Source organism: Sphingopyxis indica (assembly GCF_900188185.1).
GTDB lineage: Bacteria > Pseudomonadota > Alphaproteobacteria > Sphingomonadales > Sphingomonadaceae > Sphingopyxis > Sphingopyxis indica.
The window spans coordinates 155,121-180,982 of the sequence record NZ_FZPA01000005.1 but is presented as its reverse complement, the minus strand read 5'-3'; the positions used below and the strand labels follow the sequence as shown (position 1 = coordinate 180,982).

Here is a 25,862-nt window from a genome sequence, read left to right as displayed (position 1 = left end):
CCTTTGGCCGCAATCGGTTGTTACCCGCCTCAGCGGATGCGTGCGCAGCCGAGGGCCGCGGCGTCGATGGCGGTCGCGGCGCCGCGCAGCTTGTAGGTGTCGGCGATCGCGCGGCCGGTTGTCGAGGTGCTTTCGACGCTCATGCTCGGCGCCGCGCGCATCGCGGCGATGATGCCCGCGTCCATGCGCGCGTCGCTCGCCCAGCCGTGGACGCCGTTTCCGGTCAGGATGAAGCGCCGCGACCCGATCGTCAGCCGCAGCTCGGCGCCGTCGCGGCGCGGGCGCGACAGGCGGACGTAAAATTGACCGCGAATCCCCGACTTCGGCCAATAGCCGATGCTCGCATAGCCCTTTGCTTCGGGCCGGCCGATCGTCGCCGAGGGCGCGGCGATCGCATAGCAGCGCGGGGTCGCGGGGTCGCGGAAAGCGCCCCAGCCTTCGAACACGCCGAGCGCGGTGGGCGCCGCGGCGATGGCGGCGGCCGGAAGGGCCAGCAGGATCGAAACCGGGAAAAGCGCGCGCCGCATCGCCGCCTGCGTTCGCGCGATTGGCGGTGCATTGCAAGCATGGCTTGCACCGTGCGGTGCGTTCGTTAAGGAAGGTGGACATTTTCGGGGGTAGGGAGTCGGACGCCGAATCGTCCGCGGCGCCCTGCCTTTCAGGGACTTCTCTCCACCGGACGGGCCCGCAAGACAGGGATAAAGAATCAGAATGAAAGCGACGATCGAACGCGCAGTGCTCCTGAAAAGCCTTGGCCACGTCCAGTCGGTGGTCGAGCGGCGTAACACCATTCCGATCCTGTCGAACGTGCTGATCGAGGCCGATGCCTCGGGCCAATTGAAGCTGATGGCGACCGACCTCGACCTGCAGGTCGTCGAAACCGTCGCGGCAAAGGTCGAGACGCCGGGCACCACCACCGTTTCGGCGCACACCTTGTTCGAGATCGCGCGCAAGCTGCCCGAAGGGTCGGAAGTCAGCCTGTCGGCCGCCGAGGGCAAGATGCAGGTCAAGGCCGGCCGTTCGAACTTCAACCTGCCGACCCTGCCGCGCGACGATTTCCCGGTGATCGCCGAGGGCGAACTGCCGACGAGCTTCGAGCTGCCCGTCGCCGAGCTGATCCAGATCATCGACAAGACGCGCTTCGCCATCTCGACCGAGGAAACGCGCTATTATCTGAACGGCATCTTCTTCCACGTCGCCGAGGATGCGTCGGGGCCGGTGCTCAAGGCCGCGGCGACCGACGGCCACCGCCTCGCGCGCTACACGGTGACGCGCCCCGAGGGCGCGACGGGGATGCCCGACGTGATCGTGCCGCGCAAATGCGTCGGCGAGATTCGCAAGCTGCTCGACGAGGCCGAGGGCAATGTCGAGATCAGCCTGTCGGCGTCGAAAATCCGCTTTCAGCTCGGCCATGCCGTGCTGACCTCGAAGCTGATCGACGGCACCTTCCCCGATTACAGCCGCGTCATCCCGACCGCGAACGACAAGCTGTTGAAGGTCGATCCGAAGAGCCTGTTCCAGGGCGTCGACCGCGTCTCGACGATCGCCAGCGAAAAGACGCGCGCGGTGAAGGTCGGGCTCGACAAGGACCGCATCACCTTGAGCGTCACCAGCCCCGAGAACGGCACCGCGGCCGAGGAACTGCCCGCGGGATACGACAGCGAGCCGCTCGAGATCGGCTTCAACGCGCGCTATCTTTCGGACATTTTGGCGCAGGTCGACGGCGACAATGTCGAGCTGCACCTCGCCGACGCGAACGCGCCGACCCTGATCCGCGAGACCGAGAAGAGCCCGGCGCTTTACGTGCTGATGCCGATGCGGGTGTAGCGCCCGCGTAGCTATCCGCCGGCAGGCATTCGTCATTGCGAGCGCAGCGAAGCAATCCAGAGTAGCGTAAACCGCTCTGGATTGCTTCGCTGCGCCCGCAATGACGACGAGGGGGCTTGGCGTTATCCCGCCTTCGCCACCCGCCAGATCACGCCGCCGGTGTCGTCGGCGACGAGCGCGGTTCCGTCCCTCGCGACCTTGACGTCGGCGGGCCGGCCGCGCGTCGTTTCGGCGTCTTTCGCGAGGAAGCCGGTGAGGAAGGGGATGGGGAGCGCGTCGACCGGCTTGCCGTTGGCGCCGAACTTCACGAACACCACGTCATAGCCCGACACCGGCTCGCGGTTCCACGATCCGTGCCGCGCGATCAGCGCGCCGTTCGCCCAGCGGTCGCCGAGATCGAGCCCCTGGGTGAAGGTCATGCCGAGCGGCGCGGTGTGCGCGCCGAGCGCATAGGCGGGCCGCTTCACATATTGGCGATTATCCTCTTCGGGCGGGTCGACGCGCGGATCGACGAAGCCGCCCCAATAATACCAGGGCCAGCCGAAGGTATCGCCTTCGTCGATGTCGGTCAGATAATCGGGGACGAGGTCGCTGCCGAGCATGTCGCGCTCGTTGACCACGCCCCATAGCTCGTCGCTGCCCGGATAGAAGGCGAGGCCGACGGGGTTGCGCAGCCCGGCGGCCCAGGTGCGCACATAGCCATTCTCGGGCCGCACCTCGAGCACGCGGGCGCGGCGCGCTTCGTTCGCCATGCCCTTTTCGCCGATATTGCTGTCGGCACCGACGCCGACATAGAGCCAGCCGTTGGGCGCGGCGGCGAGGCTCTTGGTCCAGTGGCGGTTGGTGCCCGCCGCGGGCAGGTCGGCGATCTTCTTCGGCTTGCCCGCCATCTTCGTCGCGCCCTCGACATAGGGGAAGGCGAGCAGCGCGTCGGTGTTCGCGACGTAGAGCGTGTCGCCGACGAGCGCCATGCCATAGGGCGAGTTGAGCCCCGTGATATAGGCGCTCTTCACCTCGGCCCTGCCGTCGCCGTCGGCGTCGCGGAGCAGGGTGATGCGGTTCGCCGAGGCACCGCCCGCGCCGGCCTTGCTCATCATCCGCTTCATCACCGCGCCTTCGATGCCGCTGTCCTGGCGCGGCGGGCTTTCGGCCTCTGCCACGAGAACGTCGCCGTTCGGGAGCACGAGCATCGAGCGCGGATGGTCGAGTCCCTCGGCGAAGCGCGCAACGGACAGCCCCTGCGCCGGGGCCGGGGCCGCATCGGCGGGCCAGCTCGTCGCCTCGGGGACATTCATCGTCGGCAGGGTTTGCGGATGCTGCGAGGCCATCACCGGGACGCGGCCGCTCGTCTCGGCGGTCGAGAAGCGCGCAACGTCGGGGCGCGACATCGCGTAGAAGACGATGCCGCCGATCACGAGGATCAGCAGCAGGGCGATGGCGACATATTTCAGGATCTTGCGCATGACGCTCTGCTTACACCGGCGAGCCGTGGCGGCAAAGGGGCGAAACGCGGCGCGGCGCCATGGTTAAGCGGGGGTGCGGTTCGATTAACCTTACCCCGATGTTCATCACGCTCGGGAACGGCGCGGTGAGGCTGGCGCGATAGGGAAGGCGTCCCGCAGCCCGCCGGAGATCCGATGCAGCTTCCCGCCCCCTATCTGTCCGATCGCGCCGCGGTCGACGACGCCGAAGCGTTGATCCGCGAACATGGCGAGGAAGCGGGCTTTGCGGCGGCGGCGCGCGCCGAGCAGTTTCGGGTGCTCGGCAACCATATCCATTTCGCGCGCTGGCGGCAGATCGAACGGCTGATCACCTATTTGTCGGTCGATGCGCCGCTCGATACGGTGCATTGACGGCGGCTCAAGCCGCGCGGCGCCGCTGGCGCCACCGCCAGACCAGCCAGCCCGCGAGCGCCGCCAGCAACAGCAGCGTCACCGGCACCGCGATCGCCATCAGCCGCGCCATATCGTCATAGCTTTCGGCGAAGCTCAGCGCCTCGGGCTTGGTCGTGCTGCCGAGCACGTTCCATGCGACGATCTGCATCGGCTTGCCGTTCTCGGCATGGAAGCGGAGCGAAACCGTCGTCCATTTGCCCGTGCCGGTGCCGACGACCACGGCGTCCTCGCGCCGCCGCGAGGCGCCATCGGCGAGGTCGGCGCCCCATTCATAGGAGGCGATCCGCCATGTCGCGCCGCGGCCGGGACATTCGCCGGGCAATTTCGCCGCGGCGCTGCGGACGCTGCCGACAAGTTCGGAATGGAGGGCGGGCAGGACCGCTGCCGGGTCGGTGCAGAAGTCGCGCGCCAGGGCGATGATCTCGTCCTGACGTTCGCGCGGCACCATCCGGTCGAGCGCCGCCTGAAAGCTGCAGCCCGCAAGCGCGACACCCAGCAGCGCTCCGCCCGCGAAAATCCGCCGCCACATACGCATCGCGATCCTCCCCTGGCGGGGGGATTATGCCGGATCGCGGCGCAACTGGCCAGCGGGGTCAGTCGACGTGTTCGGGTTTGCCCTTGCGCGAGCCTTCGGCGAAATCCTCGAGCTGCTTTTCGCTCATGCTGTCGTACATTTCGCGCGAGGCGCCTTTGAGTTCGGATTTCGGCGTATCGCCGCGCTTGGCGCTCAGCGCCGCGCCCGCGGCCTTTTGCTGGGCTTTGGATTTGGCTGGCATGACATATCTCCTGTCTGCCCCCTCTATCCGTTAACGATCATCCCGCCGTTGGGATGCAACACCTGGCCCGACATATAGCTGCTGTCGTCGCAGGCGAGGAACATAGGCCCGCCGGCCCTGGGCTGCCCTGCCATGGCGTCCTCCTTCTAGAGCAAATTGCGCGAAATCTGAATCATCCGCATCCCCGAGCGAAGACGAGGGGCTCGTTCGAGCGGAGCGAGAACCGCAGCGTCGCCGCCTCGACTTCGCTCGGCAATGCCCCTCGTCTTCGCTCGGGGAAACGGTGCAGATTTCCGGCACGATGCTCTAGGCGTTGCCTTTGCGAGCGCGTGGCGGTTCCGGCGTGGGGCGTGGAGTTTCAATTTCCTCGCCGGAACGGGGAGGGGGACCGCCGCGAAACGGTGGTGGAGGGGCCGAAACGCTGCGCCATGACGAGAGGCTCCGACCCCTCCGTCAGCCCTGCGCCTACGGCGCAGTTTATCCTGAGCGCCTGCAAGGCAGTCGAGGGGGGGGCTGCCACCTCCCCGTTCCGGGGAGGAACTGGAATGACCGCCTCCGCCCGCTACCGATCCCCCTCATAGGCGCTCCGCAGCGCGGCGAGCGAGGCGTCGTGGGTCAGGTCGAGCTGGAGCGGGGTGACCGAAATATAGCCGTCGTCGATCGCTTCGAGGTCGCTGTCGTGCGCGAGCGAATGTTCGATGCCGTGCAGTCCGAACCAATAATAGGTATAGCCGCGCGGGTCGGTGCCCTCGACGATCGAGCCGCGGCTGTAATCGTGAAAGCCCTGGCGGACGACGCGGATGCCCTTGACCGCGGCGGCGGGCAGCGCGGGGAAGTTGATATTGACCAGCGTGCGCGGCGGCATCGGGGTTTTCAGCAGCGGCGCGAGCGCCTTCGCGCCCCACGCCTCGGCCGCCTCGAAGGGCACGGTGTCGCCCATGCCCTCGCGCGCATAGACCTGGCTGAGCGCGATAGCGGGGATGCCGGCGAGCGCCCCTTCGATCGCCGCCGAGACGGTGCCCGAATAGGTGATGTCGTCGCCGAGATTGGCGCCGCGGTTGACGCCCGAGAGGATCAGATCGGGCTTTTCGGGCATCAGCTTGCCGATCGCGATCATCACCGAATCGGTCGGGGTGCCGGTGCAGGACCAGCGCCGCTCGCCATGCTGGCGCACGCGCACCGGGCGCGAGAGGGTGAGCGAATGGCCGGCGCCCGACTGTTCCTCCGACGGCGCGCAGACCCAGATGTCGTCCGAAAGCTGCCGCGCGATCGCCTCGAGCACCGCGAAGCCGGGGGCGTGATAGCCGTCGTCGTTGGTGAGGAGGATGCGCACGCTTTCAATCCTTCTTTTATCCGTTCGTCCTGAGGAGCCATTGAGCCCCGTCGAAATGGCGTCTCGAAGGACCCATGCTTCGAGACGGGCCTTCGCCGGGGCTCAGTCCCTCCTCAGCACGAACGGGGTGTTAAGTCAGGTTCGGCTCCAGCCGCGTGATCCCGCCCATATAGGAATGGAGCGCTTCGGGGATGTCGACGCTGCCGTCGGCCTGCTGATAATTTTCGAGGATTGCGACGAGCGTGCGCCCGACCGCGAGGCCCGAGCCGTTGAGCGTGTGGACGAACTCGTTGCCCTTCGCGCCCTCGCGGCGGAAGCGCGTGTTCATGCGCCGTGCCTGGAAATCGCCGCAGTTCGAGCAGCTCGAAATCTCGCGATATGCGCCCTGTCCGGGCAGCCAGACTTCGAGATCATAGGTCTTGCGTGCGGCAAAGCCCATGTCGCCGGCGCAGAGCAGCATTTTGCGGTAGGGGAGGCCGAGCGCTTCGAGGATGCCCTCCGCGGCGCGCGTCTTGCGCTCGAGTTCGGCGTCCGAATCCTCGGGGCGGACGATCGAGACCAGCTCGACCTTCCAGAACTGGTGCTGGCGGATATAGCCGCGCGTGTCGCGCCCCGCCGACCCCGCCTCGGACCGGAAGCAGGGGGTGAGCGCGGTCATGCGTAGCGGCAGCTCGGCTTCGGTCAGGATTTCCTCGCGCACCGCATTGGTCAGGCTCATTTCGGAGGTCGAGATCAGCCACATGCCGTCGGTGGTCTGGAACAGATCCTCGCGGAATTTGGGCAGCTGGGTCGTGCCGAACGCCGCTTCGTCGCGGACGAGCAGCGGCGTCGCGCATTCGGTATAGCCCGCTTCGGTCGTCTGCTTGTCGAGCATGAACTGGCCGAGCGCGCGTTCGAGGCGCGCCATCGGGCCCTTGAGGAAGGCGAAGCGCGCGCCCGACATCTTCGCCGCGGTCTCGAAATCGAGCCCGAGCGCGGGGGCGAAATCGGCATGTTCCCGCGGCTTGAAGTCGAAGCTGCGCGGGGTGCCCCAGCGCGCGATTTCGACATTGCCTTCCTCATCCTCGCCCTCGGGGACATCGGCGGCGGGAAGGTTGGGGAGGGCGGCGAGGATGTCGTGCAGCGCCGCGAGCTGCTCGCGCTCGGCGGCTTCCTGTTCGGGCAGCTTGTCCTTGAACGCCGCGACCTCAGCCTTCAGCGCCTCGGCGGTCTCCTTGTCGCCTTTCGCCATCGCCTGGCCAATCGCCTTCGATGCTTCGTTGCGGCGCGCCTGCGCGGCCTGCATTTCGGTCTGCAAGGCGCGCAAGCTGGCATCGGCGGCGAGGATCGCCGCGGATTGCGGTGCGACGCCGCGGCGCGCGAGGCCGGCGTCGAAGGCTTGCGGGTCGTCCCGGATCAGGCGAATGTCGTGCATGGCCGCGCTATGGCGTCGCGGCCCGCGCGGCGCAACCCCGCGCGTCGCCGCTCAGCGATCGGGCGGCGTCCAGCCCTTGCCCGCCATGCAGGTGTCAATCGCGAACCGGCGTTCGGGTTTGCCGCCGAGCGCGGCGGTGCGGCCCTTGCAGTCGGCCATCGCCTGATTGAAGGGCTCGGCGCCCGAGCCGGTCCAGCCGTGGTCACTCGTCGCGCATCCCCCGAGCAGCAGCGGGAAAAACAAAAGCATCGCGCTTCGGCGCATTGCGGCCTCCCTTGATCGCGCATGGGCTAACCCGGCCGGAGGCGCGTTGCAATGCGCGACCGTCGTTCCGGCTTTCGCGACCGGCGTGCCACCGGCACGAAAAAAGGGCCGCCCCGGGGCGGCCCTCGATCGGCGGCCGGACGGGCCGGCCTCCAGTGGATTTCAGGCCGCGTCGGCCTCGTCCGCCTGATTCGCGGCGCGGCGGCGCGCGACGAGCGCTGCGGCAGCGGCGCCGAACAGCAGCATCATCGGCGGCGCGGGAACCGGAGTCGGATCGCCCGGCGGGTTGCCGCTGCTGCCGCCCGAACTCGACGAGGAGGACGAACTCGACGAGCTGCTGCTCGACGAAGAAGAGGAGGACGAACTCGACGCCCCGAAACTGCTGCTGCCGCCGGTCGCGCCCGACGAGGTCGAGGAGGAACCGCTCGACGAAGAGGAAGAGGAGCTGCTGCTCGACGACGAACTGCCGCCCGAGCTGCCGCTCGACCCGCTGCCGCCCGACGAGGAGGAACTCGAGGAGGATGAGGACGACGAGGAACTGGACGACGAACTGCTGCTCGACGAAGAGGAGCTGACGTTGCCCGAGGAGGTAGAGACGCCGCCGGTGGACGTCGAGACGCCGCCGGTCGACGTGCTCACGCCGCCCGTCGAGGTGCTGACACCGCCGGTCGAGGTCGAAACGCCTCCGGTCGAGGTGGTCGAGCTGATGCCGCCGGTCGAGGTCGATACGCCCCCGGTGGAAGTCGACGTCGACACACCGCCGGTCGAGGTCGAGACGCCGCCCGAGGTGCTGCTTGTGGTCGAGCTCAATCCGCCGGTCGTGGTCGAGGTGACGACGATGCTGCCGCTGCTGCCGCCGCTCGATCCGCCGAAGAAGCCCCCGAAGAAACCGCCGCCGAAGCCGCCGCCAAAGCCGCCGCCGATCACCGTCACGCCGCTGCCGCCACCGCCGCCTTCGAAGCCGCTCTGCTGCGGGAAGGGGGCATAGGGGATCGGCGGCAGGGGGATCGTCTGGGTGACGACCTGCGGGGTTTCGGTGCGCACCGTTTTTTTGGTGGTGACGACACGGCGGACGCGCTTCACCTTCTTTGGCGCGTGCCGTTGGCGCACGACCTTCTTGGGCGCGGGCTTGCCGCAACAGGAGGTCTGGCAGCAGCAACAGGTCGCGGCGGGCGGCTCGGCGACCTGCATCGCGCCGCCCCCCAGAAGCGCACCGCCGCATGTATAAGCGCCAAGCTTGGCTAGAGCCATTCGGACAGACATGGATATTCTTTCTTTTCCGGCTGTTTGGCGAAAAAGGCCCCGACCCCCGGCACCCCGCTCGCTGTTCGGCTAGACCCAAAAGGCCAAAGCTTTGTGAATGCGTCCATCGCGTTAACCGCGATAGAGTGTCCGAAGACGGGATTAGAGCGGCAAAATCAAGCATTCCGACCATTTCTGTCCCGTATCGGAACAGAAAAATGGAAATTTGATCCGAATTCCTAACGAGCGGCTGGGTTGTAACCAGACAGCGGAGAGAGATTTATCCCCCGCGCCGCGGCCCCGGTTCAGCGCCGCTTCACTCACCCGGCCGCATTGGTTGCTTCGGCGCTTGTATCGCTCCCGAGGGCCCGGTATAGGCGCGGCGCAATCCCCGGATCGCCAGCCGCGGCGGTCCTGCGACAGGAAAGGACGCGAGAAGCCCCTTATGCCAACCCAGATTGCCGACGTTGGCGCCGACGCGCTCCGCGAAGCCAAATCGAACCTCGATTCGGACTATAGTCCCAGCGAAGACGAGCCGTTCATGAACGAACGGCAGCAGGAGTATTTTCGGGGACTCCTGATCGCCTGGAAGAAGTCGATCCTCTCCGAAGCCGAATCGACGCTGGCGCAATTGCAGGACGGGCCGCTGCGCGAACCCGACCTTGCCGATCGCGCGTCGAGCGAGACCGACTGGGCGATCGAGCTGAGGACCCGCGACCGCCAGCGCAAGCTGATCGCCAAGATCGATTCGGCGATCCGCCGCATCGACGAGGGCGAATATGGCTATTGCGCGGTCACCGGCGAGCCGATCTCGTTCGCGCGGCTCCAGGCGCGTCCGATCGCGACGATGACGCTGGAGGCGCAGGAGCGTCACGAGCGCAACGAACGCGTCTCGCGCGAGGATTGATCGCGGGCCGGGCTATTCCCCGGCTTTCATTTACATTTCGGCAAGGGCTCATCCCTAGATTCTCCGCCTTGGAATATTCGAGGCAGAAGCGAGGGACGGGTCGCATGGAATCGCAAGGGTCGCGAACGCTGGATGAGGAAGTCGCCGCGCTGTCACGCAGTGCCGATCGCGACAGCCTGTTCATGCAGGCCAATCTCTATGTGACGAACGGCGGGCAGCCCGCGCTGGTGCGCGTGCGCAACCTGTCGCCGGGCGGAATGCTGGCCGAAGGGCCGGTGCGCGTCGCCGAAGGCGCGGCGATCGAAGTCGAACTGCGCAACATCGGCCCGGTTCCGGGCCGCGTCGTCTGGGTGGGCGAGGGGAAGTTCGGCATCGCCTTCGACCGGCAGGTCAACCCGCAGGTGGTACGGCGTCAGGTGAAGGCCGAATCGGATCTGCCGCCGCATCTGCGGCGGACGGGACTCGAACGCGCGCCCTTCCGCCCCCGGGGCTGACGCTCGCAAGGAGGCGCCAGCCGGCGGCATGTCGCGTCGGGCCGGTTCAGCCCGTCGTCAGCATCTCTTCCTTGAGCTTGAGCTTCTGCTTCTTCATCTGCGCCAGCCGGGCCGTATCGGGGGCAGGCCGGCGCTCTTCATTCGCAATTTTCGCGTCGAGATCCGCGTGGCGGGACCTCAGGGCGGAAAGGTGCGATGTGCTCATGGACCATTCTCCTTTTCGACTCGATGGGGACCGCCGATTAAATCACGAATCGGCGGCGATGTCGTGCCGATTCGGCCACCCGGTGCCCGTTGCGGACGGGACGTGAACGTGGCAGAAACAGCCGCGTGAACCCCGAAGATATCGCCCAGCGCCTCGAACTGCTTCGCATCGAACATCGCGACCTCGACGCCGCGATCATCGCGCTGGGGGAAGGGGCGGTTCCCGACCAGCTTCAGCTCGCACGGCTCAAGAAAAAGAAGCTCAAGCTGCGCGACGAGATCGCCTGGTGCGAGGATCAGCTGCTTCCCGACATCATCGCCTGAGCGGCTGAGAGCCTGATTCAAAACGGGACGCGACAAGGAAAGATGGTTAGCGGCATTGCGGCCGCGGCCCGCCCCGTGGCATCCCCCCGTGATGAACAGGGGACCGTCCGTTCCGCCCGAGCTGACCTCGCCCGTCCACCGGGCGCAGGTCGAGGCGCTCTATGTCGAGGCGATGCTGCTCGCCGACGAGGCGCATGCGGCCTTTGCCGCGGCGCGCGATTTCGGCGGCGTCCCGCGCGACGCGCTGCTCCAGATCAGCCTGGCGTGCGAATCGCTGAAGACGACGACGCGGCTGATGCATATCATCGCCTGGCTGCTCCACCGCCGCGCGATGATCGCGCGCGAGCCCGGCGTCGGCAAGCGCGACAAGGCTGCGTGCCTCGGGGAGCCCATCGCTGCCGACTGGTCGGTCTGCGCGCGTTTCGACGCGCCGATCCGCGACATCGTGGCGGCGAGCGAACGGCTGTTCGACCGCATCGCGCGGATCGAAGCGGGCTGGGCCCGCCCCGAAGCCCCGCGCCCGGTTCAGGCGCTGCTCGCGCAGCTCGAGGCGCGGCTCTAGAACGTCAGATCGAACCGTAGCCCTGAGCTTGTCGAAGGGCGACTATCGACGGGAAGCGCCCTTCGACAAGCTCAGGGCTATGGCTTCATCCGAACGAGCGCGCCTACCGCTTCGCACCCATCTGCTGTGCATAGCCCGCCTGCACCATCGCGCTCATCCGGTCGAAAAGCGCGTCGGGATCGCTGCGGCGGAGCGCGGGGATTTCGGCTTCGGCGCCCTCGGCGACGACGATTTCGCGCTTGCCGTTCTCGACGGCGTCCAGGATCTGCGCCGCCGCGACCTCGGCGGGAAGGCCGTTGTCGATCGCCTTGTCGCTCGTCCCGCGCACGCTGCCATCGGCATTCAGCGCGTTGCGGCTGACGTTGGTGCGCACCGACCCGGGCGCGACCACGAGCACCTTCAGGCCGAGATGCTCATTTTCGGCGCGCACCGCGTCGTGATAGCCGATCAGCCCGTGCTTGGCGGCGCAATAGGCGCTGCGGACGGGAATGCCCGCCATGCCCGCGACGCTCGATATGGCGACGATCCGGCCGCCGCCCGCCGCGATCATACGCGGCAAGAGCGCCTGCGTCAGTGCGATCGGCGCGAGCAGGTCGACGTCGATGATCTTCTGATAGACCGAAAAGCCGGTTTCGATCGCCAGGCTGCGCTGCGAAATGCCGGCGTTGTTGACGAGCCCGTCGATTCGCCCGCACCAGTCCCACGCTTCCTGCACCATCTGCGGGATCGCCGCATAGTCGGTCGCCTCGAAGGGCAGGATCATCGTTCCGGCGCCGCAATCCTTTGCCACCGCTTCGAGCGCGGCGACGTTGCGGCCCGACAGGATCAGCCGCGCGCCGCGCGCCGCCAGCCCGCGCGCCAGCGCCGCGCCGATTCCCGACGATGCGCCCGTAACCCACCAGATTTGCTCATGCATTTCGGCATCCCCATCCATGATTTCGTCTCAAGGTGAAACGCGTTTGCCGGGGCGTCAAGGCGCAGAGGCACGGATTTCCGTGCGGGGGGTGGCAATTTTGTTGCGAATCCGCTATAGGAAATATCAACGCGCCGCCAATCCGCCTCTTCCCGCCGCCGGGCCGAGGCACATTCGGCGCATCCGATGGAGCCAAATCCCTTGTCACGATAGACTGGCGAGCGCCGCCCGAACTGCCCTGATCCCCCTCCCGCGAGGGCCGGATACACCGGTGTTCACGCGCTTTCCCGTCCCGACAAGGCCAATGAAAGGAAGCTGCATGTCCGCAAACTCGCTCGTCTTTGAAGTCGGGGATTATGTCGTTTATCCAAAGCATGGCGTGGGGCGCGTCATCGAGCTGCAAAAGTCCGAGATCGCGGGCATGCAGCTGGAACTCTATGTCCTCCGCTTCGAAAAGGAAAAAATGACCCTTCGCGTCCCGACCAACAAGGCCGAAGGCGTGGGGATGCGCAAGCTGTCGTCGGACAAGACGCTGAAGGAAGCGCTGCAGGTGCTGACGACCAAGCCCAAGGTGAAGCGCACCATGTGGTCGCGCCGCGCACAGGAATATGAAGCGAAGATCAACTCGGGCGACCTCGTGTCGATCGCCGAGGTGACGCGCGACCTGTTCCGCGCCGACGACCAGCCCGAACAGAGCTATTCGGAGCGCCAGATTTTCGAAGCGGCGTCGAGCCGCCTCGCGCGCGAACTCGGCGCGATGGAGGAAAGCGACGAAAAGACCGCGCAGGCGAAGATCCTCGAGATCCTCAACGAGCACGCGCCGAAATATTACACCGAGAAGGCGTAAGCGCCGAGCCCGGTGAAACATGAAAGGGCGGTCCTGCGGGGCCGCCCTTTTCTTTTTTTTTGGGCCGCGACCGCACGCCCGGAAATGGGTTGGGCGCTATTCGGGATTCGCGCAGAGATCGCAGAGAAGAAGAATGCTCACGCGGAGACGCGGAGGCGCGGAGATGTAGCGTTCGCCGCGAAGCGGCTTTGTCCCTTCGGCACTGCGGTATGGCGCAGCGTTGATCGAAAAGGAGGGCCTGTCGGCCCCGACCCGCTCCGCGTCTCCGCGTCTCCGCGTGAATCAAATCCTCTGCGATCTCTGCGCGAAATGAGAATGGCACGCTGGCCGGCAGCTGGAATACGGCCATGCCGGCCCCGTTTTCCGACGAGGGATCAGGGATAGGTCGCGCCCACGAAATAAAGCCCGTCGGGCGGGGCGTTGAGGCCGAGGGCGTTTCTGTCCGCCGCGTCGAGTGCGGCCTTCAGGTCGCGCGCCGACCATTTGCCCTGGCCGACGAGGGTGAGGCAGCCGACCATCGAGCGTACCTGATGGTGCAGGAAGCTGCGCGCCGCGGTTTCGACGATGATTTCGTCGCCGTGGCGGCTGACGCTCAGCCGGTCGAGCGTCTTCACCGGGCTTTGCGACTGGCAATGCGCCGAGCGGAAGGTCGTGAAGTCGTGCCGTCCGACGAGCGCCTGCGCCGCGCCGTGCATCGCTTCGGCATCCAGAGGCTTTGCGACCTGCCACGACAGCCCCTTGTCCCACGTCAGCGGCGCGCGGCGGTTGACGATGCGATATTCATAGGCGCGCCCGATGCACGAAAAGCGCGCATGCCAGTCACCCGCGACGGTTTCACAGGCGAGAATCGCGACCGGCGCGGGACGCAGCTGCGCGTTGAGCGCCTCCATCAGCCGGAAGGGGGTGAGCGGTTTCTCGATGTCGACATGCGCGCGCATCGCGATCGCATGGACGCCGGCGTCGGTGCGCCCCGCGCCATGCACCGCGGCCTCCCCGCCGGTGATGCGCGCGATCGCTTCCTCGATCGCCTGCTGGACGCTGGGGCCGTGCGACTGGCGCTGCCAGCCCATGAAGGGGCGGCCGTCATATTCGATGGTGAGCGCGAAGCGGGTCATGCGAGCCGCGTGCCCTTCGCGATCGCCCGCCCGCGCAGCAGGTCGACGGCATCCATCGCGGGCTTGCCCGCACGCTGGACACGGGTGGCGCGGATCGCGCCGGGGTTGCAGGCGATGGTCAGCGCGTCGTCGAGGGTGACGCCCGGGGCGGCGCCGGGGGTGGTGTCCGCTGGATGGATGACCTCGGCGGCGAGCAGCTTGAACCGCTCGCCCTCGAGTTCGAAGAAGGCACCGGGCGCCGGGTTGAAGGCGCGGATCTGGCGTTCGACCTGCACCGCGCTCACCAGGAAATCGAGCCGCGCCTCGCTCTTGTCGATCTTCGCGGCATAGGTGACGCCCGCCTCGGGCTGCGGTTCGGGTGGGAAGGCGGGCAGATCGCCGAGCACCTCGACCATCAATGCCGCGCCCATGTCGGCGAGTTCATCGGTCAGGTCGCCCGCGCTCTTGCCGTCCACCGGCGTGCGGCCGACGCGCCGCATGCCGCCGGTGTCGAGCCCCGCGTCCATCTGCATGATCGTCACGCCGGTCTCGGTATCGCCGGCGAGGATCGCGCGCTGCACCGGCGCCGCACCGCGCCAGCGCGGCAGGATCGAGCCGTGGACGTTGAGGCAGCCGTCGCGCGGGGCATCGAGGATCGGCCGCGGCAGGATCAGGCCGTATGCCGCGACCACCGCGACGTCGAGGTCGAGGGCGGCGAATTCGGCCTGCGCCTCGGCGTCTTTCAGGCTCTTCGGCGTGCGGACAGGCAGGCCATGCGCCTCGGCCCAGAGGTGGACCGCGCTCTTCTGCAGCTTCTTGCCGCGCTGCGCGGGGCGCGGCGGCTGGGTATAGACCGCCGCTATGTCATGCCCCGCGGCGTGCAGCGCGGCGAGCGTCGGTACCGCAAAGGGCGGGGTTCCCATGAAGGCGATGCGCATGGCTGCGCGCTTTGGCGGAGGATGGAGGGGAGTGCAAGATTGATGCTCCCCTTCTTCGTCATGCCGGACTTGATCCGGCATCCATTGCGGCGCCGCTGTCATGGACCCCGGATCTCCTGAGCTTGTCGAAGGGCCGGGGTGACGAGGAAGTTGCAGGGAAGGGATATTGCGGGCGAGGGCGGAGGTCACTACCACCCCGCCATGGCGTCCACCGAAATCGAAGCGCTCGTCCAGCAACTCGCCCGCCTGCCGGGGCTCGGCCCGCGGTCGGCGCGGCGTGCGGTGCTGCATCTGATGAAGAAACGCGAGAGTGCCTTCGCGCCGCTGCTCGCGGCGCTGCAGACGGTGTCCGAACGGCTGGTGACCTGCGGCATCTGCGGCAATGTCGACACGCAGGACCCGTGCGCGATCTGCGCCGACCCGCGCCGCGACGCGCGGTCCTTGTGCGTCGTCGAGGAAGTGTCGGACCTGTGGGCGCTCGACAAGTCGCGGCTCTTCCCCGGTAAATATCATGTCCTCGGCGGCCGGCTGTCGGCGCTCGAAGGCGTGCGGCCGCAGGACCTGAGCATCGACGCGCTGGTCGCGCGCGTGTCGGCGGGCGGGATCGACGAGGTGGTGCTGGCGATGAACGCGACCCTCGAAGGGCAGACAACCGCGCATTACCTCGCCGAGCGGCTTGAGGGCTATCCGGTGCGGCTGACCCAGCTTGCGCATGGTTTGCCGGTCGGGGGCGAACTCGATTATCTGGATGAGGGGACGCTGGCGCAGGCACTGCGGGCGCGGCGGCCGGTGGGGTGAGGCTGCATCGCGCCGATCATTGACCGCCCGGTCGTGCATACCTAAATGGCATCCATGGCCCTGCTACCCATCATAGAGACGCCCGATCCGCGGCTGCGCGTCATTTCGAAACCCGTCGAGACGTTCGACGCCGAGCTGAAGCGGCTCGTCGCCGACATGTTCGAGACGATGTACGACGCGCCCGGCATCGGCCTCGCCGCGATCCAGGTCGGGGTGCCGCAACGTATCCTGGTGATCGATCTGCAGGAGAGCGATCCCGAGGACCCCGAGGGCAAGCGCGTGATCCGCGAGCCGCGGGTGTTCATCAACCCCGTCTTCTCCGACTTTTCGGAGGAGCATAGCGTCTATCAGGAAGGCTGCCTGTCGGTCCCCGAACAATATGCCGAGGTATCACGTCCCGCCGAGGTCACGGTCGATTGGCAGGACGAGGACGGCAAGCATCATCAGGAACGCATGACCGGGCTGATGGCGACGTGCATCCAGCACGAGCACGACCATCTGGAGGGCATACTCTTCATCGACCATCTGTCGCGGCTGAAGCGCGACATGGTGCTGAAGAAGCTCGCGAAGCTGCGCAAGGCGGCTTAGAGTGATTTCGAGTGAAATGGAACATTTCACGGCTCGGAAATCACGGCAAAACAGGTATCTAGAGTGCCGGTTTTGATTCTATCAAAATCGAACGCACTCTAAGCCGACATTGAAATTGCATGTGTCCCCGCGAAGGCGGGGACCCATCGCCGGTCGCTTCGGAATCCCGCCATCGGGAGATGGATCCCCGCCTTCGCGGGGATACACCTAATCGTTGCGGCGCGTCCTACTCCGCCTTCTTGGCGACCCCCACCATCGCGGGGCGCAGCAGACGGTCCTTCATCATATAGCCGGCCTGCATTTCCTGCACGATCGTGCCGGGGTCCTTTTCGCTCGGGATTTCGAGCATCGCCTGGTGCTGGTTCGGGTCGAGCGGCAGGCCGACCGCGGCGATGCGGGTGATGCCGTGGCGTTCGAACACGCTCATCAGTTCGCGCTCGGTGGCCTCGAGCCCGGTGAGCAGCGGCTTGATCGCCTCGTCGGCGCGCTGCTCCTCGCTGAGCGAGGCGAGCGCGCGGCCCAGATTGTCGGCGACCGAGAGGATGTCGCGCGCGAATTTGGTCGCGGCATAGGCGTGCGCGTCGGCGACCTCCTTTTCGGCGCGGCGGCGGACATTCTGCGTCTCGGCGCGCGCATAGAGCAGGTCCTGCTGCACCGCGGCGAGCTGCTCGGCGAGCCTGGCCGCCTCGTCCTGGGGCGCCGCTTCGACGGTCGCGGTCTCGCCTTCGGTTTCGGGCGCTTCGGCTTCGGGGGGCGTGCCGTTGTCGACGGGGGTCTCGTTTTCGATGTCAGTCATGGGCCTATCGTATCAGTCTTGAAAGCGATTGTGCGGTGAAATCCACCATGGGAACGATGCGCGCATAGTTCAAGCGCGTCGGGCCAATCACCCCGACCACGCCGACCACGCGGCCGTCGCTGCCATGATAGGGCGCGGCGATAACCGACGATCCCGACAGCGAGAAGAGCTTATTCTCCGACCCGATGAAAATGCGCGTCGCGCTGCCTTCGCGCGCGCTGTCGAGCAATTGTGCGATGTCCTGCTTGGTTTCGAGCTCGTCGAGGAGAAGGCGGACGCGGTCGAGGTCGCCGACCGCGCTGTCGTCGAGCAGGTTCGCCTGCCCGCGCACGATCAGCACCGGGCGGTCGGCGCCGTCGGTCGACCAGAGCGCGAGGCCGCGCGAAACGAGGTCCTGCGCGGCGCGGTCGATCGCGATGCGCTCGGCCTCGATCTCGCGCCGCACGCGCGCCTGAGCCTCGGCGAGCGTCAGGCCGCCGAGCATCGACGAGATGTAATTGCCCGCCTCGACCAGCGCCGACGGGGTGACGCCGGCGGGAATGTCGATGACGCGATTTTCGACCGTGCCGTCGCCGGCGACGAGGATGACGAGCGCCTGGGCGTCCGACATCGGCACGAAGGCGAGCTGTTTGAGCACGCGCTCGTGCTTCGGCACGAGGACGAGCCCGGCGCAGGCCGAGAGGCCCGAGAGCGCCGAGGTCGCCTGCGCGAGTGCGCTTTCGATCGGGCCGCCGTCGGCCAGGCTCGCCTCGATCTGCGCGCGATCCTCTGCCGACGGTTCGGCGACCTGCATCATGCCGTCGACGAACAGGCGCAGCCCCTGTTCGGTGGGCAGCCGCCCGGCGCTGGTATGCGGACTCGCGAGAAGGCCGAGTTCTTCCAGATCCTGCATGACGTTGCGGATCGACGCGGGCGACAGGTTGAGCGTGGCGAGCTTCGACAGGGTGCGCGACCCGACCGGATGGCCGGTTTCGAGATAGGCATCGACGACGAGCCGGAACACGTCGCGCGCGCGCGTCGTCAGTTCGGTGATCGGCGGGGTCGTCATAGCATGGATTTAGGGATGGCGGGGGGATGGGGCAAGCATCGCTGGAATAGGCTCGCACGAAGCCACGACGCCGCGAAGACGTCGTGCGTGCCGACCTTTCGCATAGTTTACCCCGTCATTGCGAGCGAAGCGAAGCAATCCAGAGTGTGCGTAAACCGCTCTGGATTGCTTCGCTTCGCTCGCAATGACGAAAATCCTGGATTTCTTCAAGATGCGGTTGAGCGATTGACGGCGCACGCCTAAGAGCCGCGGCAATCTTCAATCGAAAGGATCCCCATGCGACCCTCCGGCCGCGCGCCCGACCAGATGCGCCCCATCGCCATCGAAACCAACTTCACCATGCACGCCGAGGGCAGCGTGCTCGTCGGCTTCGGCAACACCAAGGTGCTGGTGACCGCGAGCGTCGAGGAAAAGGTGCCGCCCTTCCTGCGCGGCAAGGGGCAGGGCTGGGTGACCGCCGAATATGGCATGTTGCCCCGCGCGACGCACACGCGCGGCAGCCGCGAGGCGGCGCGCGGCAAGCAGTCGGGGCGCACGCAGGAAATCCAGCGGCTGATCGGCCGGTCCTTGCGCGCCGTCGTCGACATGGAAAAGCTCAGCGAGCGGCAGATATTGATCGACTGCGACGTGATTCAGGCCGACGGCGGCACGCGCACTGCCTCGATTTCGGGCGCGTGGGTCGCGCTGCGGCTCGCGGTCGACAAGTTGCTGGAAGCGAAGGCGATCGCCGAAGATCCGATCGCCGACCAGGTCGCGGCGATCTCGTGCGGCAATTATCAGGGCACCGCGGTGCTCGACCTCGATTATGACGAGGATTCGGTCGCGGAGGCCGACGGCAATTTCGTGCTGACCGGCAAGGGCCGGATCGTCGAGGTGCAGGCGAGCGCCGAGGGCGCGACCTACGACGAGGAAGGCCTCTTGCGCCTGCTCCGCCTCGCGCGCATCGGCTGCGGTGAGATTTTCGCGGCGCAGGCGAAGGCGGTGGGGCGATAGGCTTTCCATCGGGCCGCAAAGGGACTATCCTGAGGACCATGAGCGATCTGCGTCATGTCGATATGGAAGTGCTGCGGGAAATCGCAGCCACCGCGGCGCGGCGCGAGGCGGCCGAGAGCGCGGCCGCCTTGTCGGAAGGTTTCGTGCATCTGGCGCAGTGGGCAATGGCAATCGCCGTGGGAGGGGCGCTGTTGTTTGCGGTGTTCCACTATGTGCCGGGCCTGACGCTCGACGTGAGCAAGCCGATCGAGATTGCGGCCTTCATTTTTTCGGGCCTGGTCTATCTGTGGGTCAGTCGCTCGGTCATACGCCGCGAGCGCGAAATGGACCTGATCGAAGAGCGCTTTATCGCGCTCGACGACAGGATAAATGCACGGCTGCATTCCGACTGACATGCCGGATATTCGGCTTCGGCAATATCCCGTGGGCGACGAAGAATGGCGCCACTGGCTCGCGCTCGTCCCTTTGCTGCCGGCCCGAAATGCATGGAGCATTGATGCCTTTTTCGAGCGGGCGCCGCGCTATTTTTCGCGCATTCCGCCGGTTGCTGCACTGTTGCCACACGAACGGAACGACCTTCTTGTCCTGTTTCGCGACTATGCGCGCGCATTGCGTCAGGACCAGCGAAAGTCGCGCTGGCGCGGCCGCGTCGATGTCGGCTTGGGGTTGGCCGCCTTTGTCAGCGTCCCATTTTCATGGGCCGTCAGCGCGGTGTCGTTCGGCGTGCTGCTGCGCAACCAATATGCCGACCGTCAGGCGCGGCTGCGACGGGACATGCTGATCAGCCTGTCCGAATGGATCGAGGAGTTGTTGTGACGGCCTTTCGCAAACTCGCCCCCGGGCGGCTCGTCATCGCGAGTCACAATGCGGGCAAAGTGCGCGAGATTCGGGCGCTGCTCGAACCCTATGGGATCGAGCCGGTGTCGGCGGGCGATCTCGGCCTGCCCGAGCCCGAGGAGACGGGGACGACGTTCCGCGAGAATGCTCTGCTCAAGGCGCACGCGAGCGCGTCGGCGGCGGGCCTTCCCGCGCTCGCCGACGACAGCGGGCTCGAGGTCGCGGCGCTCGGCGGGCGGCCGGGGGTCTATACCGCCGACTGGGCCGAACGGCAGTGGTTCGAGGGGGAAAAGGGCCGCGACTGGTATATGGCGATGGGCAAGGTCGAGGGGCTGCTCGCCGCGCAAGGGCCGGACGTCGATCGCAGCGCCGCCTTCGTCTGCACCCTCGCGCTTGCCTGGCCCGACGGCCATACCGAGGTTTTCGAGGGGCGCGCGTCGGGCAGCCTGACCTGGCCGCCGCGCGGCACGCTGGGCTTCGGTTATGATCCGGTGTTCGTGCCTGCGGGAAGGGCGCAGACCTTCGCCGAAATCGACCCGGCCGAAAAACATGCGATCAGCCACCGCGCCGATGCCTTTGCCAAGCTGGTGGCGGGGGTGTTTTGACGCGTCAGCGCGCGGGCCGGGCGCGCAGCCACAGCGATTGACGGCCATAGTCGATCGCGAAGCCCTCGGCGGCCAGCCAATCAATGCCGAGGATGGCGAGATGGTTGCCCGCGGCGTCGAGACGGCCGAAGACCGGCAGCGCGCCGACGCGAATGCGGCGCTTGTTCCAATGCCATGGCCCGATCGCGACATTGCGAACCTCGCCTTCGCCGAGCGGCAGGTCGCGTCCGTCGATACCCGCGATCGACCCGCCCGGCTGCACCGCCGCGCCTGTCAGTCCGATCCGTTCGGCGAAAGCAGGGTTCAGTGTCGTATATTGCGCGCCGGTGTCGAGTAGAGCCCACCCCGATACGCCGCCGATCCGCATCGGCAGCATGATTTTCCACGGCCGAAGCCAGCGGGCGTCGACCGCCCGCCATCCGTCGCCGGGAAGCGCCGATCCGCTGCTTTTCAAATCGACGCAGCGCCCGCCGGGCGACCAGACGGCGAGCCGCTTCTCGAACAGATCGACGCCCGCGAGGCCCGCGACGTCGTGGCTGTCGAAATCGGGGGCGGGCAACGACGGAACGACGATGCCGCGCAGGCGGACGGGGCCGGCCTCGAACGCGGCGACCCGGCGGAAGGAGACGGTGATCGCGCCGCCCAGGCCCTGCGCTTCGTCGCTTTCGGGATCGTATGGCAGCGCCAGCGCGTCGGCGCGCGCGGGATCGATCGTCGTCCCGCTGGCGGCGGTGTCGAGCACGAAGGCGAAAGGGCCGGCTCCATTGATGTTCGCGCGGATGATCGGCGTGCCGTCGTCGCCGGCTTCGATGGGCAGGCAGGTCGGCGCCCCCTGCTCCGCGGCCATCGTCGACGGAGCGACGAACGACCCGCCAAGCAAGGCAACAAGACCGACGGCGGCGCACTTCATGCTGTATTGCATGCCTAAGACAGAGGGAGCCGTCAAGCGCGCCCGCTGACTTTGCCCGCAAAGTCGCTATAGGGCTGCGCATGGCCGAACCGCTCGCCCTTTATGTCCATTGGCCGTTCTGCGTGTCGAAATGCCCCTATTGCGACTTTAACAGCCATGTGCGCGAGAGCGTCGATCAGGCGGCGTGGCGCGAAGCGCTGCTCGCCGACTTGCGGCACGAGGCGGCGCAGTTGCCGGGGCGGGCCGTGTCGTCGATCTTCTTCGGCGGCGGCACGCCGAGCCTGATGCCGCCCGCGACGGTGGCGGCGGTGATTACCGAGGCCGATGCGCTTTGGGGACTGGCCGAGGACTGTGAAATCACGCTCGAGGCGAACCCCAATTCGGTCGAGGTCGCGAATTTCGCGGCGCTCGCATCGGCGGGCGTCAACCGCGTGTCGATCGGCGTGCAGAGCTTCGATGCCGAGGCACTCGGCTTTCTGGGCCGCGCGCATAGCGACGACGAGGCGCGGCGCGCGATCGCGGCGGCGCAGGCGCATTTCGCGCGCGTGAGCTTCGATTTGATCTATGCCCGGCCGGGGCAGCCGGTGGGCGCGTGGGAGGCCGAACTGGCCGAGGCGCTGGCGTTCGGGACCGGGCACCTGTCGCTCTATCAGTTGACGATCGAGCCGGGGACGCGCTTCGCCACGCTCGCGGCGAAGGGCGCGCTGACCATTCCCGACGGCGACGCCGCCGCCGACCTGTTCGACGCGACGCAGGCGCTGACGCGCGCGGCGGGCCTGCCGCGCTACGAGGTATCGAACCATGCGCGCCCCGGCGAGGAGAGCCGGCACAATCTGACCTATTGGCGCTATGGCGACTATGCCGGCATTGGCCCCGGTGCGCACGGGCGGCGGCTCACGCAGGCGACCGAGCGGCACAAGAAGCCCGAAAATTTTCTCTCCGCGGTCGTGCGCAACGGGCAAGGACTGAAGGTCGAGGCCGACTTGCCGCCGCAGGAGCGTGCGACCGAGGCGATGCTGATGGGGCTGCGGCTGACCGAGGGCGTCGACCTGAGCCGCGTCGAGGCGCGGAGCGGGCTGGCGCGCGAGGATTTCGTCGATGCGGGTGCGGTAGCGCGGTTGGCGGTGCAGGGGCTGATGGTGCAGGAGCGCGACCGGTTGGCGGTCACCGACGCGGGGATATTGTTGCTCGACTCGATCCTTTCGGAGGTGGTGAAAACCCACTAGTCTCCCCAGACCCGTTCGCATCGAGCGAAGTCGAGGTGCCCCTCAGCTTTACGCCGGCCCGATGGGTGTCTCGACTTCGCTCGACACGAACGGAAAGGGAAGGGCAAGGGTGGCTTTGGACTTGATCCGCGAATGGGACGCGCATCTGGCGAACGAAAAGCGCCGGTCCGATCACACGCGCCGCGCCTATGTCGCAACGGCGGAGCGGTTTTGCGCCTTTCTGTCGCGGCATCAGGGCGGCGCGGTCGATGGCGCGATGCTGAGGGCGCTGACCCCTAATGATTTGCGTGCTTACCTTGCGGCGCGCCGCGGCGAGGGGCTGGGCAATGCGTCGGCGGCGCGCGAATTGTCGGCGCTGCGCAGCTTTCTGCGCTTCGTCGGCGGGTCGAACGCCGCCGTGCCGCAGATGCGCGGGCCGCGCGTCAAAAAGGGGCTGCCGCGCCCCGTCGCGCCGCACGAGGCGATGCAGCTTGCGCAGGATGTCGAGGACAATGCGCGCGAGGGCTGGGTCGGCGCGCGCGACTTCGCGCTGCTGCTTTTGCTCTATGGCGCGGGGCTGCGCATCGGCGAAGCACTGTCGCTGACCGGCGCGGCGCTGCCGCTCGGCGAGACGCTGCGCGTCACGGGCAAGCGCGCCAAGACCCGGATCGTGCCGATCCTGCCCGCGGTCGCGGCGGCGGTGGAGCGCTATGTCGCGGCCTGCCCCTGGCCGATCGCGAAAGACAGCCCGCTGTTCCTCGGCGCGCGCGGCGGGCCGCTCCAGCCCGGCGTGGTGCGTGCGAGCGTGCGGTCGGCGCGCCGCGCGCTGGGATTGCCCGAACGCACGACGCCGCACGCGCTGCGGCACAGCTTTGCGACGCATCTGCTCGCGGGGGGCGCCGACCTCCGGAGCCTGCAGGAACTGCTCGGTCACGCGAGCCTTGCCTCGACGCAGGTTTATACCGCGGTCGACGCGGCGCATTTGCTCGACATCTATCGGAATGCCCATCCGCGGGCGTGACGGCGGCTATGGGGTGGCCAGTTGCCATCGCCGTCTATGGTAATCGCGGGCTGGGTCCGCGCCGTCGTTTCAAAGTTCAGTGAAGTTCAGCCTTGTGCGGCCGCCGATAGGCCGCGTTCGGCGACCATGCCGCGCCGGTTCCCCGCATCCGCAAGCCGGGCCGTGACCGCTTTTATCCACATCTCGAAAGAGCCGAGACGAAGGCTGGCACAGCCGGACAATGTAGGACAGCGGTTTTTTTGCGATGGCGGTTTTGGGGTGGGGAGCGGACGTTCGCCTGCTCTCTTTCGTCATCCCGGACTTGATCCGGGATCCACAGCAGCGCCGAAGTCATGGACCCCGGATCAAGTCCGGGGTGACGATGATCAATGGGGCAGCAATCGGTCGATAGCGGTCGTCGGCGCAGCGTGACGATAAAGACCGATCATTCGTTCTTGGTCTTTGGCCTCCACGTGATGACGCGCCAGAGATAGAGCAGAATCAGCGCCCCGATCGCCGCGACCGCCACCGGACCGACGACGGCGTCGAGGTTGGCGAAGCGCTTGCCGAACCAGCTTCCCGCCCCGGCGAGCGCGGTGATCCAGATCGTCGATCCCGCCGCGGTCCAGATCAGAAATTTCGCCTGGTTCATATGCACCATGCCCGCGGGCAGCGACACCATGGTGCGCGCCACGGGCATGAAACGCGCGGCGAAGACGATGCCGGGGCCGAAGCGCAGGAAGCCCTCGTGCAGCCGCTCGACCTCGCGCCAGTCGAGCGTCAACCAGCGGCCGTGGCGGTCGATGAAGGGCTTGAGGCGTCGATAGCCGATCCAGCGGCCGATGCCGTACCAGACCCAGTTGCCGAGCGTCGTGCCCACGACCGCGACCGCGATCAGCGTCCAGAAATCGAAGCGCCCCTGCGCCGCTGCGATGCCGCCGAGCGCCATGATCACCTCGCTGGGGATCGGCGGAAAGACGTTTTCGAGCACCATCAGCACGAAGATGCCGAAATAACCCCAGCCCTGGATCAGGTCGAGAATGAAGCCGGTCATGGGGAGGCTAACGCAGCGCGTGCGTCAAACGATCCGGCGCGCGATCGCGTCCCAGATCATCCCCGCCGTGTCGCTGTTGTTGAAGCGGTCGATCGCGACGATGCCGGTGGGCGAGGTGACGTTGATCTCGGTCAGCCATTCGCCGCCGATCACGTCGATGCCGACGAAGATCAGCCCGCGTTCCTTGAGCGCAGGGCCGAGCGCGGCGCAGATTTCCTGCTCGCGCGGGCTGAGTTCGGCGGCTTCGGCAAAGCCGCCGACCGCGAGGTTCGATCGGAATTCGCCCTCGCCGGGCTTGCGGTTGATCGCCCCCGCGACCTCGCCGTCGACAAGGACGATGCGCTTGTCGCCCGCCGATACGCTGGGCAGGAACTGCTGGACCATGAAGGGTTCGGGCCACACCTGACCGAACAGCTCGACGAGCGCGCCGAGATTGCTGCCGTCTTCGTCGATGCGGAACACCGCCTTGCCGCCGTTGCCGTGGAGCGGCTTGACGACGATCGCGCCGTGACGCTTATGGAAATCCTTCACCGCGTCCAGATCGCGCGTCACCATCGTCGGCGGCATGAACTGCGGGAAGTCGAGCACGAAGACCTTTTCGGGCGCGTTGCGGACCGAGACCGGATCGTTGACCACCAGCGTTTCGCCGCGGATGCGCTCGAGCAGCCAGGTGCCGGTCAGATAGCCGAGGTCGAAGGGCGGGTCCTGCCGCATCAGCACGACATCGACATCGCGGCCGAGATCGAGCGTCAGCGCCTCGCCGAAGCGATAATGATCGCCCGCCTCGCGCTTGACGTCGAGGACAGGGTGCGCGCGCGTCGTCAGCCGCCCGGCCTCCCATGTCAGGCCGCGGACGTCGTAGTGAAAGAGGCTGTAGCCGCGTTCGAGCGCCTTGAGCATCAGGGCGAAGCTGCTGTCGCCCCCGATGTTGATCTGGTCCAGCGGGTCCATTTGCACGGCGGCGCGCAGGGTCATATTGTTTCTCCATATTCAA

Annotated in this window: 32 protein-coding genes; 16 read left to right on the top strand and 16 right to left on the bottom strand. The window is 67.1% G+C overall.

The window, feature by feature from the left end; genetic code table 11:
• Positions 1–29: 29 nt before the first annotated feature.
• A complete protein-coding gene (locus CHB69_RS09130) occupies positions 30–527 on the bottom strand; it encodes a hypothetical protein (RefSeq protein ID WP_089215697.1) in 498 nt (165 codons plus the stop codon).
• A 184-nt stretch (positions 528–711) separates the two neighbouring features.
• Between CHB69_RS09130 and dnaN the strand changes: the two genes are divergently transcribed.
• Positions 712–1,827, top strand: a complete 1,116-nt coding sequence (dnaN, locus tag CHB69_RS09125; RefSeq protein WP_089215696.1) for a DNA polymerase III subunit beta — start codon at positions 712–714, stop codon at positions 1,825–1,827.
• A gap of 122 nt (positions 1,828–1,949) precedes the next feature.
• Here the strand turns inward: dnaN and CHB69_RS09120 are convergent, their stop codons facing one another.
• A complete protein-coding gene (locus CHB69_RS09120) occupies positions 1,950–3,290 on the bottom strand; it encodes a PQQ-dependent sugar dehydrogenase (protein ID WP_089215695.1) in 1,341 nt (446 codons plus the stop codon).
• A 174-nt stretch (positions 3,291–3,464) separates the two neighbouring features.
• On the opposite strand from CHB69_RS09120, the gene CHB69_RS09115 reads away from it, so the two are divergent.
• Entirely contained in the window at positions 3,465–3,680 is a 216-nt protein-coding gene (locus CHB69_RS09115; RefSeq protein ID WP_089215694.1) for a hypothetical protein, read from the top strand.
• A gap of 7 nt (positions 3,681–3,687) precedes the next feature.
• Here the strand turns inward: CHB69_RS09115 and CHB69_RS09110 are convergent, their stop codons facing one another.
• From CHB69_RS09110 to CHB69_RS09085, 5 genes are all read right to left on the bottom strand, one after another.
• Complete coding sequence (locus tag CHB69_RS09110) at positions 3,688–4,257, bottom strand: hypothetical protein (protein ID WP_141133954.1); 570 nt, start codon at positions 4,255–4,257, stop codon at positions 3,688–3,690.
• A gap of 58 nt (positions 4,258–4,315) precedes the next feature.
• On the bottom strand, positions 4,316–4,498 hold the full coding sequence (locus tag CHB69_RS09105) for a DUF3008 family protein (RefSeq protein WP_089215692.1): 183 nt from the start codon (positions 4,496–4,498) through the stop codon (positions 4,316–4,318).
• 562 nt (positions 4,499–5,060) lie between these two features.
• Positions 5,061–5,831, bottom strand: coding sequence for a 5'/3'-nucleotidase SurE (gene surE, locus CHB69_RS09095; protein WP_089215690.1), 771 nt, complete (start codon positions 5,829–5,831; stop codon positions 5,061–5,063).
• 130 nt (positions 5,832–5,961) lie between these two features.
• A complete protein-coding gene (gene serS, locus CHB69_RS09090; protein WP_089215689.1) occupies positions 5,962–7,245 on the bottom strand; it encodes a serine--tRNA ligase in 1,284 nt (427 codons plus the stop codon).
• Between the two features lie 51 nt (positions 7,246–7,296).
• Positions 7,297–7,509, bottom strand: a complete 213-nt coding sequence (locus tag CHB69_RS09085; protein WP_089215688.1) for a hypothetical protein — start codon at positions 7,507–7,509, stop codon at positions 7,297–7,299.
• Positions 7,510–7,795: 286 nt separating this feature from the next.
• Between CHB69_RS09085 and CHB69_RS09080 the strand changes: the two genes are divergently transcribed.
• From CHB69_RS09080 to CHB69_RS09070, 3 genes are all read left to right on the top strand, one after another.
• Entirely contained in the window at positions 7,796–8,497 is a 702-nt protein-coding gene (locus CHB69_RS09080) for a hypothetical protein (protein WP_245836661.1), read from the top strand.
• 699 nt (positions 8,498–9,196) lie between these two features.
• The gene (gene dksA / locus CHB69_RS09075) at positions 9,197–9,658 is read left to right on the top strand and encodes an RNA polymerase-binding protein DksA (protein ID WP_089215687.1); all 462 of its coding nucleotides are present in this window, start codon (positions 9,197–9,199) and stop codon (positions 9,656–9,658) included.
• Between the two features lie 104 nt (positions 9,659–9,762).
• Positions 9,763–10,152 (top strand): PilZ domain-containing protein, encoded by a 390-nt coding sequence (locus CHB69_RS09070; protein WP_089215686.1) that lies wholly within the window; start codon positions 9,763–9,765, stop codon positions 10,150–10,152.
• A 46-nt stretch (positions 10,153–10,198) separates the two neighbouring features.
• Here CHB69_RS09070 and CHB69_RS09065 read toward each other — a convergent pair whose 3' ends face one another.
• Positions 10,199–10,357, bottom strand: a complete 159-nt coding sequence (locus tag CHB69_RS09065; RefSeq protein ID WP_089215685.1) for a DUF465 domain-containing protein — start codon at positions 10,355–10,357, stop codon at positions 10,199–10,201.
• A gap of 125 nt (positions 10,358–10,482) precedes the next feature.
• Here CHB69_RS09065 and CHB69_RS09060 point away from each other — a divergent pair, with 125 nt between their 5' ends.
• Positions 10,483–10,680, top strand: a complete 198-nt coding sequence (locus CHB69_RS09060; RefSeq protein WP_089215684.1) for a YdcH family protein — start codon at positions 10,483–10,485, stop codon at positions 10,678–10,680.
• A gap of 91 nt (positions 10,681–10,771) precedes the next feature.
• Positions 10,772–11,242, top strand: coding sequence for a DUF1465 family protein (locus CHB69_RS09055; protein WP_089215683.1), 471 nt, complete (start codon positions 10,772–10,774; stop codon positions 11,240–11,242).
• 103 nt (positions 11,243–11,345) lie between these two features.
• Here CHB69_RS09055 and CHB69_RS09050 read toward each other — a convergent pair whose 3' ends face one another.
• The gene (locus tag CHB69_RS09050) at positions 11,346–12,158 is read right to left on the bottom strand and encodes an SDR family NAD(P)-dependent oxidoreductase (RefSeq protein ID WP_089215744.1); all 813 of its coding nucleotides are present in this window, start codon (positions 12,156–12,158) and stop codon (positions 11,346–11,348) included.
• A 316-nt stretch (positions 12,159–12,474) separates the two neighbouring features.
• Between CHB69_RS09050 and CHB69_RS09045 the strand changes: the two genes are divergently transcribed.
• Entirely contained in the window at positions 12,475–13,002 is a 528-nt protein-coding gene (locus CHB69_RS09045; RefSeq protein WP_089215682.1) for a CarD family transcriptional regulator, read from the top strand.
• 374 nt (positions 13,003–13,376) lie between these two features.
• Here the strand turns inward: CHB69_RS09045 and truA are convergent, their stop codons facing one another.
• Together truA and fmt are read right to left on the bottom strand one after the other, a co-directional pair.
• The gene (gene truA / locus CHB69_RS09040; RefSeq protein ID WP_089215681.1) at positions 13,377–14,117 is read right to left on the bottom strand and encodes a tRNA pseudouridine(38-40) synthase TruA; all 741 of its coding nucleotides are present in this window, start codon (positions 14,115–14,117) and stop codon (positions 13,377–13,379) included.
• The gene (gene fmt / locus CHB69_RS09035) at positions 14,114–15,034 is read right to left on the bottom strand and encodes a methionyl-tRNA formyltransferase (protein ID WP_089215680.1); all 921 of its coding nucleotides are present in this window, start codon (positions 15,032–15,034) and stop codon (positions 14,114–14,116) included. The genes truA and fmt overlap by 4 nt, the downstream gene beginning before the upstream one ends.
• A gap of 201 nt (positions 15,035–15,235) precedes the next feature.
• Between fmt and recR the strand changes: the two genes are divergently transcribed.
• Together recR and def are read left to right on the top strand one after the other, a co-directional pair.
• Positions 15,236–15,832, top strand: a complete 597-nt coding sequence (recR, locus tag CHB69_RS09030) for a recombination mediator RecR (RefSeq protein ID WP_089215679.1) — start codon at positions 15,236–15,238, stop codon at positions 15,830–15,832.
• Positions 15,833–15,886: 54 nt separating this feature from the next.
• Entirely contained in the window at positions 15,887–16,420 is a 534-nt protein-coding gene (gene def / locus CHB69_RS09025) for a peptide deformylase (protein ID WP_089215678.1), read from the top strand.
• 226 nt (positions 16,421–16,646) lie between these two features.
• Here the strand turns inward: def and grpE are convergent, their stop codons facing one another.
• Together grpE and hrcA are read right to left on the bottom strand one after the other, a co-directional pair.
• Entirely contained in the window at positions 16,647–17,216 is a 570-nt protein-coding gene (gene grpE, locus CHB69_RS09020) for a nucleotide exchange factor GrpE (protein WP_089215677.1), read from the bottom strand.
• Between the two features lie 4 nt (positions 17,217–17,220).
• Entirely contained in the window at positions 17,221–18,264 is a 1,044-nt protein-coding gene (gene hrcA / locus CHB69_RS09015; protein ID WP_089215676.1) for a heat-inducible transcriptional repressor HrcA, read from the bottom strand.
• 276 nt (positions 18,265–18,540) lie between these two features.
• Between hrcA and rph the strand changes: the two genes are divergently transcribed.
• The 4 genes from rph to rdgB all read left to right on the top strand — a co-directional run bounded on the left by rph (position 18,541) and on the right by rdgB (position 20,699).
• Entirely contained in the window at positions 18,541–19,257 is a 717-nt protein-coding gene (gene rph / locus CHB69_RS09010; protein WP_089215675.1) for a ribonuclease PH, read from the top strand.
• Between the two features lie 38 nt (positions 19,258–19,295).
• On the top strand, positions 19,296–19,649 hold the full coding sequence (locus CHB69_RS09005; protein ID WP_089215674.1) for a hypothetical protein: 354 nt from the start codon (positions 19,296–19,298) through the stop codon (positions 19,647–19,649).
• Between the two features lie 73 nt (positions 19,650–19,722).
• Positions 19,723–20,073, top strand: coding sequence for a hypothetical protein (locus CHB69_RS09000; protein ID WP_170935498.1), 351 nt, complete (start codon positions 19,723–19,725; stop codon positions 20,071–20,073).
• Positions 20,070–20,699: an RdgB/HAM1 family non-canonical purine NTP pyrophosphatase gene (gene rdgB / locus CHB69_RS08995; RefSeq protein WP_245836660.1), complete on the top strand. Its 630-nt coding sequence runs from the start codon at positions 20,070–20,072 to the stop codon at positions 20,697–20,699. Before CHB69_RS09000 ends, rdgB begins: the two co-directional genes overlap by 4 nt.
• A 4-nt stretch (positions 20,700–20,703) precedes the next feature.
• On the opposite strand, the gene CHB69_RS08990 is transcribed toward rdgB, so the two are convergent.
• Positions 20,704–21,609: a retroviral-like aspartic protease family protein gene (locus CHB69_RS08990; protein ID WP_170935497.1), complete on the bottom strand. Its 906-nt coding sequence runs from the start codon at positions 21,607–21,609 to the stop codon at positions 20,704–20,706.
• 80 nt (positions 21,610–21,689) lie between these two features.
• Here CHB69_RS08990 and hemW point away from each other — a divergent pair, with 80 nt between their 5' ends.
• Together hemW and CHB69_RS08980 are read left to right on the top strand one after the other, a co-directional pair.
• Positions 21,690–22,835, top strand: coding sequence for a radical SAM family heme chaperone HemW (gene hemW / locus CHB69_RS08985; RefSeq protein ID WP_089215670.1), 1,146 nt, complete (start codon positions 21,690–21,692; stop codon positions 22,833–22,835).
• Between the two features lie 61 nt (positions 22,836–22,896).
• Entirely contained in the window at positions 22,897–23,835 is a 939-nt protein-coding gene (locus tag CHB69_RS08980; protein ID WP_089215669.1) for a tyrosine recombinase XerC, read from the top strand.
• A gap of 424 nt (positions 23,836–24,259) precedes the next feature.
• Here CHB69_RS08980 and CHB69_RS08975 read toward each other — a convergent pair whose 3' ends face one another.
• Both CHB69_RS08975 and gshB read right to left on the bottom strand, forming a co-directional pair.
• Positions 24,260–24,868 carry a DedA family protein gene (locus CHB69_RS08975; protein WP_089215668.1) on the bottom strand — a complete coding sequence of 203 codons (609 nt, stop codon included), beginning with the start codon at positions 24,866–24,868 and terminating at the stop codon, positions 24,260–24,262.
• A 24-nt stretch (positions 24,869–24,892) separates the two neighbouring features.
• Positions 24,893–25,843 (bottom strand): glutathione synthase, encoded by a 951-nt coding sequence (gene gshB, locus CHB69_RS08970; RefSeq protein ID WP_089215667.1) that lies wholly within the window; start codon positions 25,841–25,843, stop codon positions 24,893–24,895.
• Positions 25,844–25,862 lie beyond the last annotated feature (19 nt).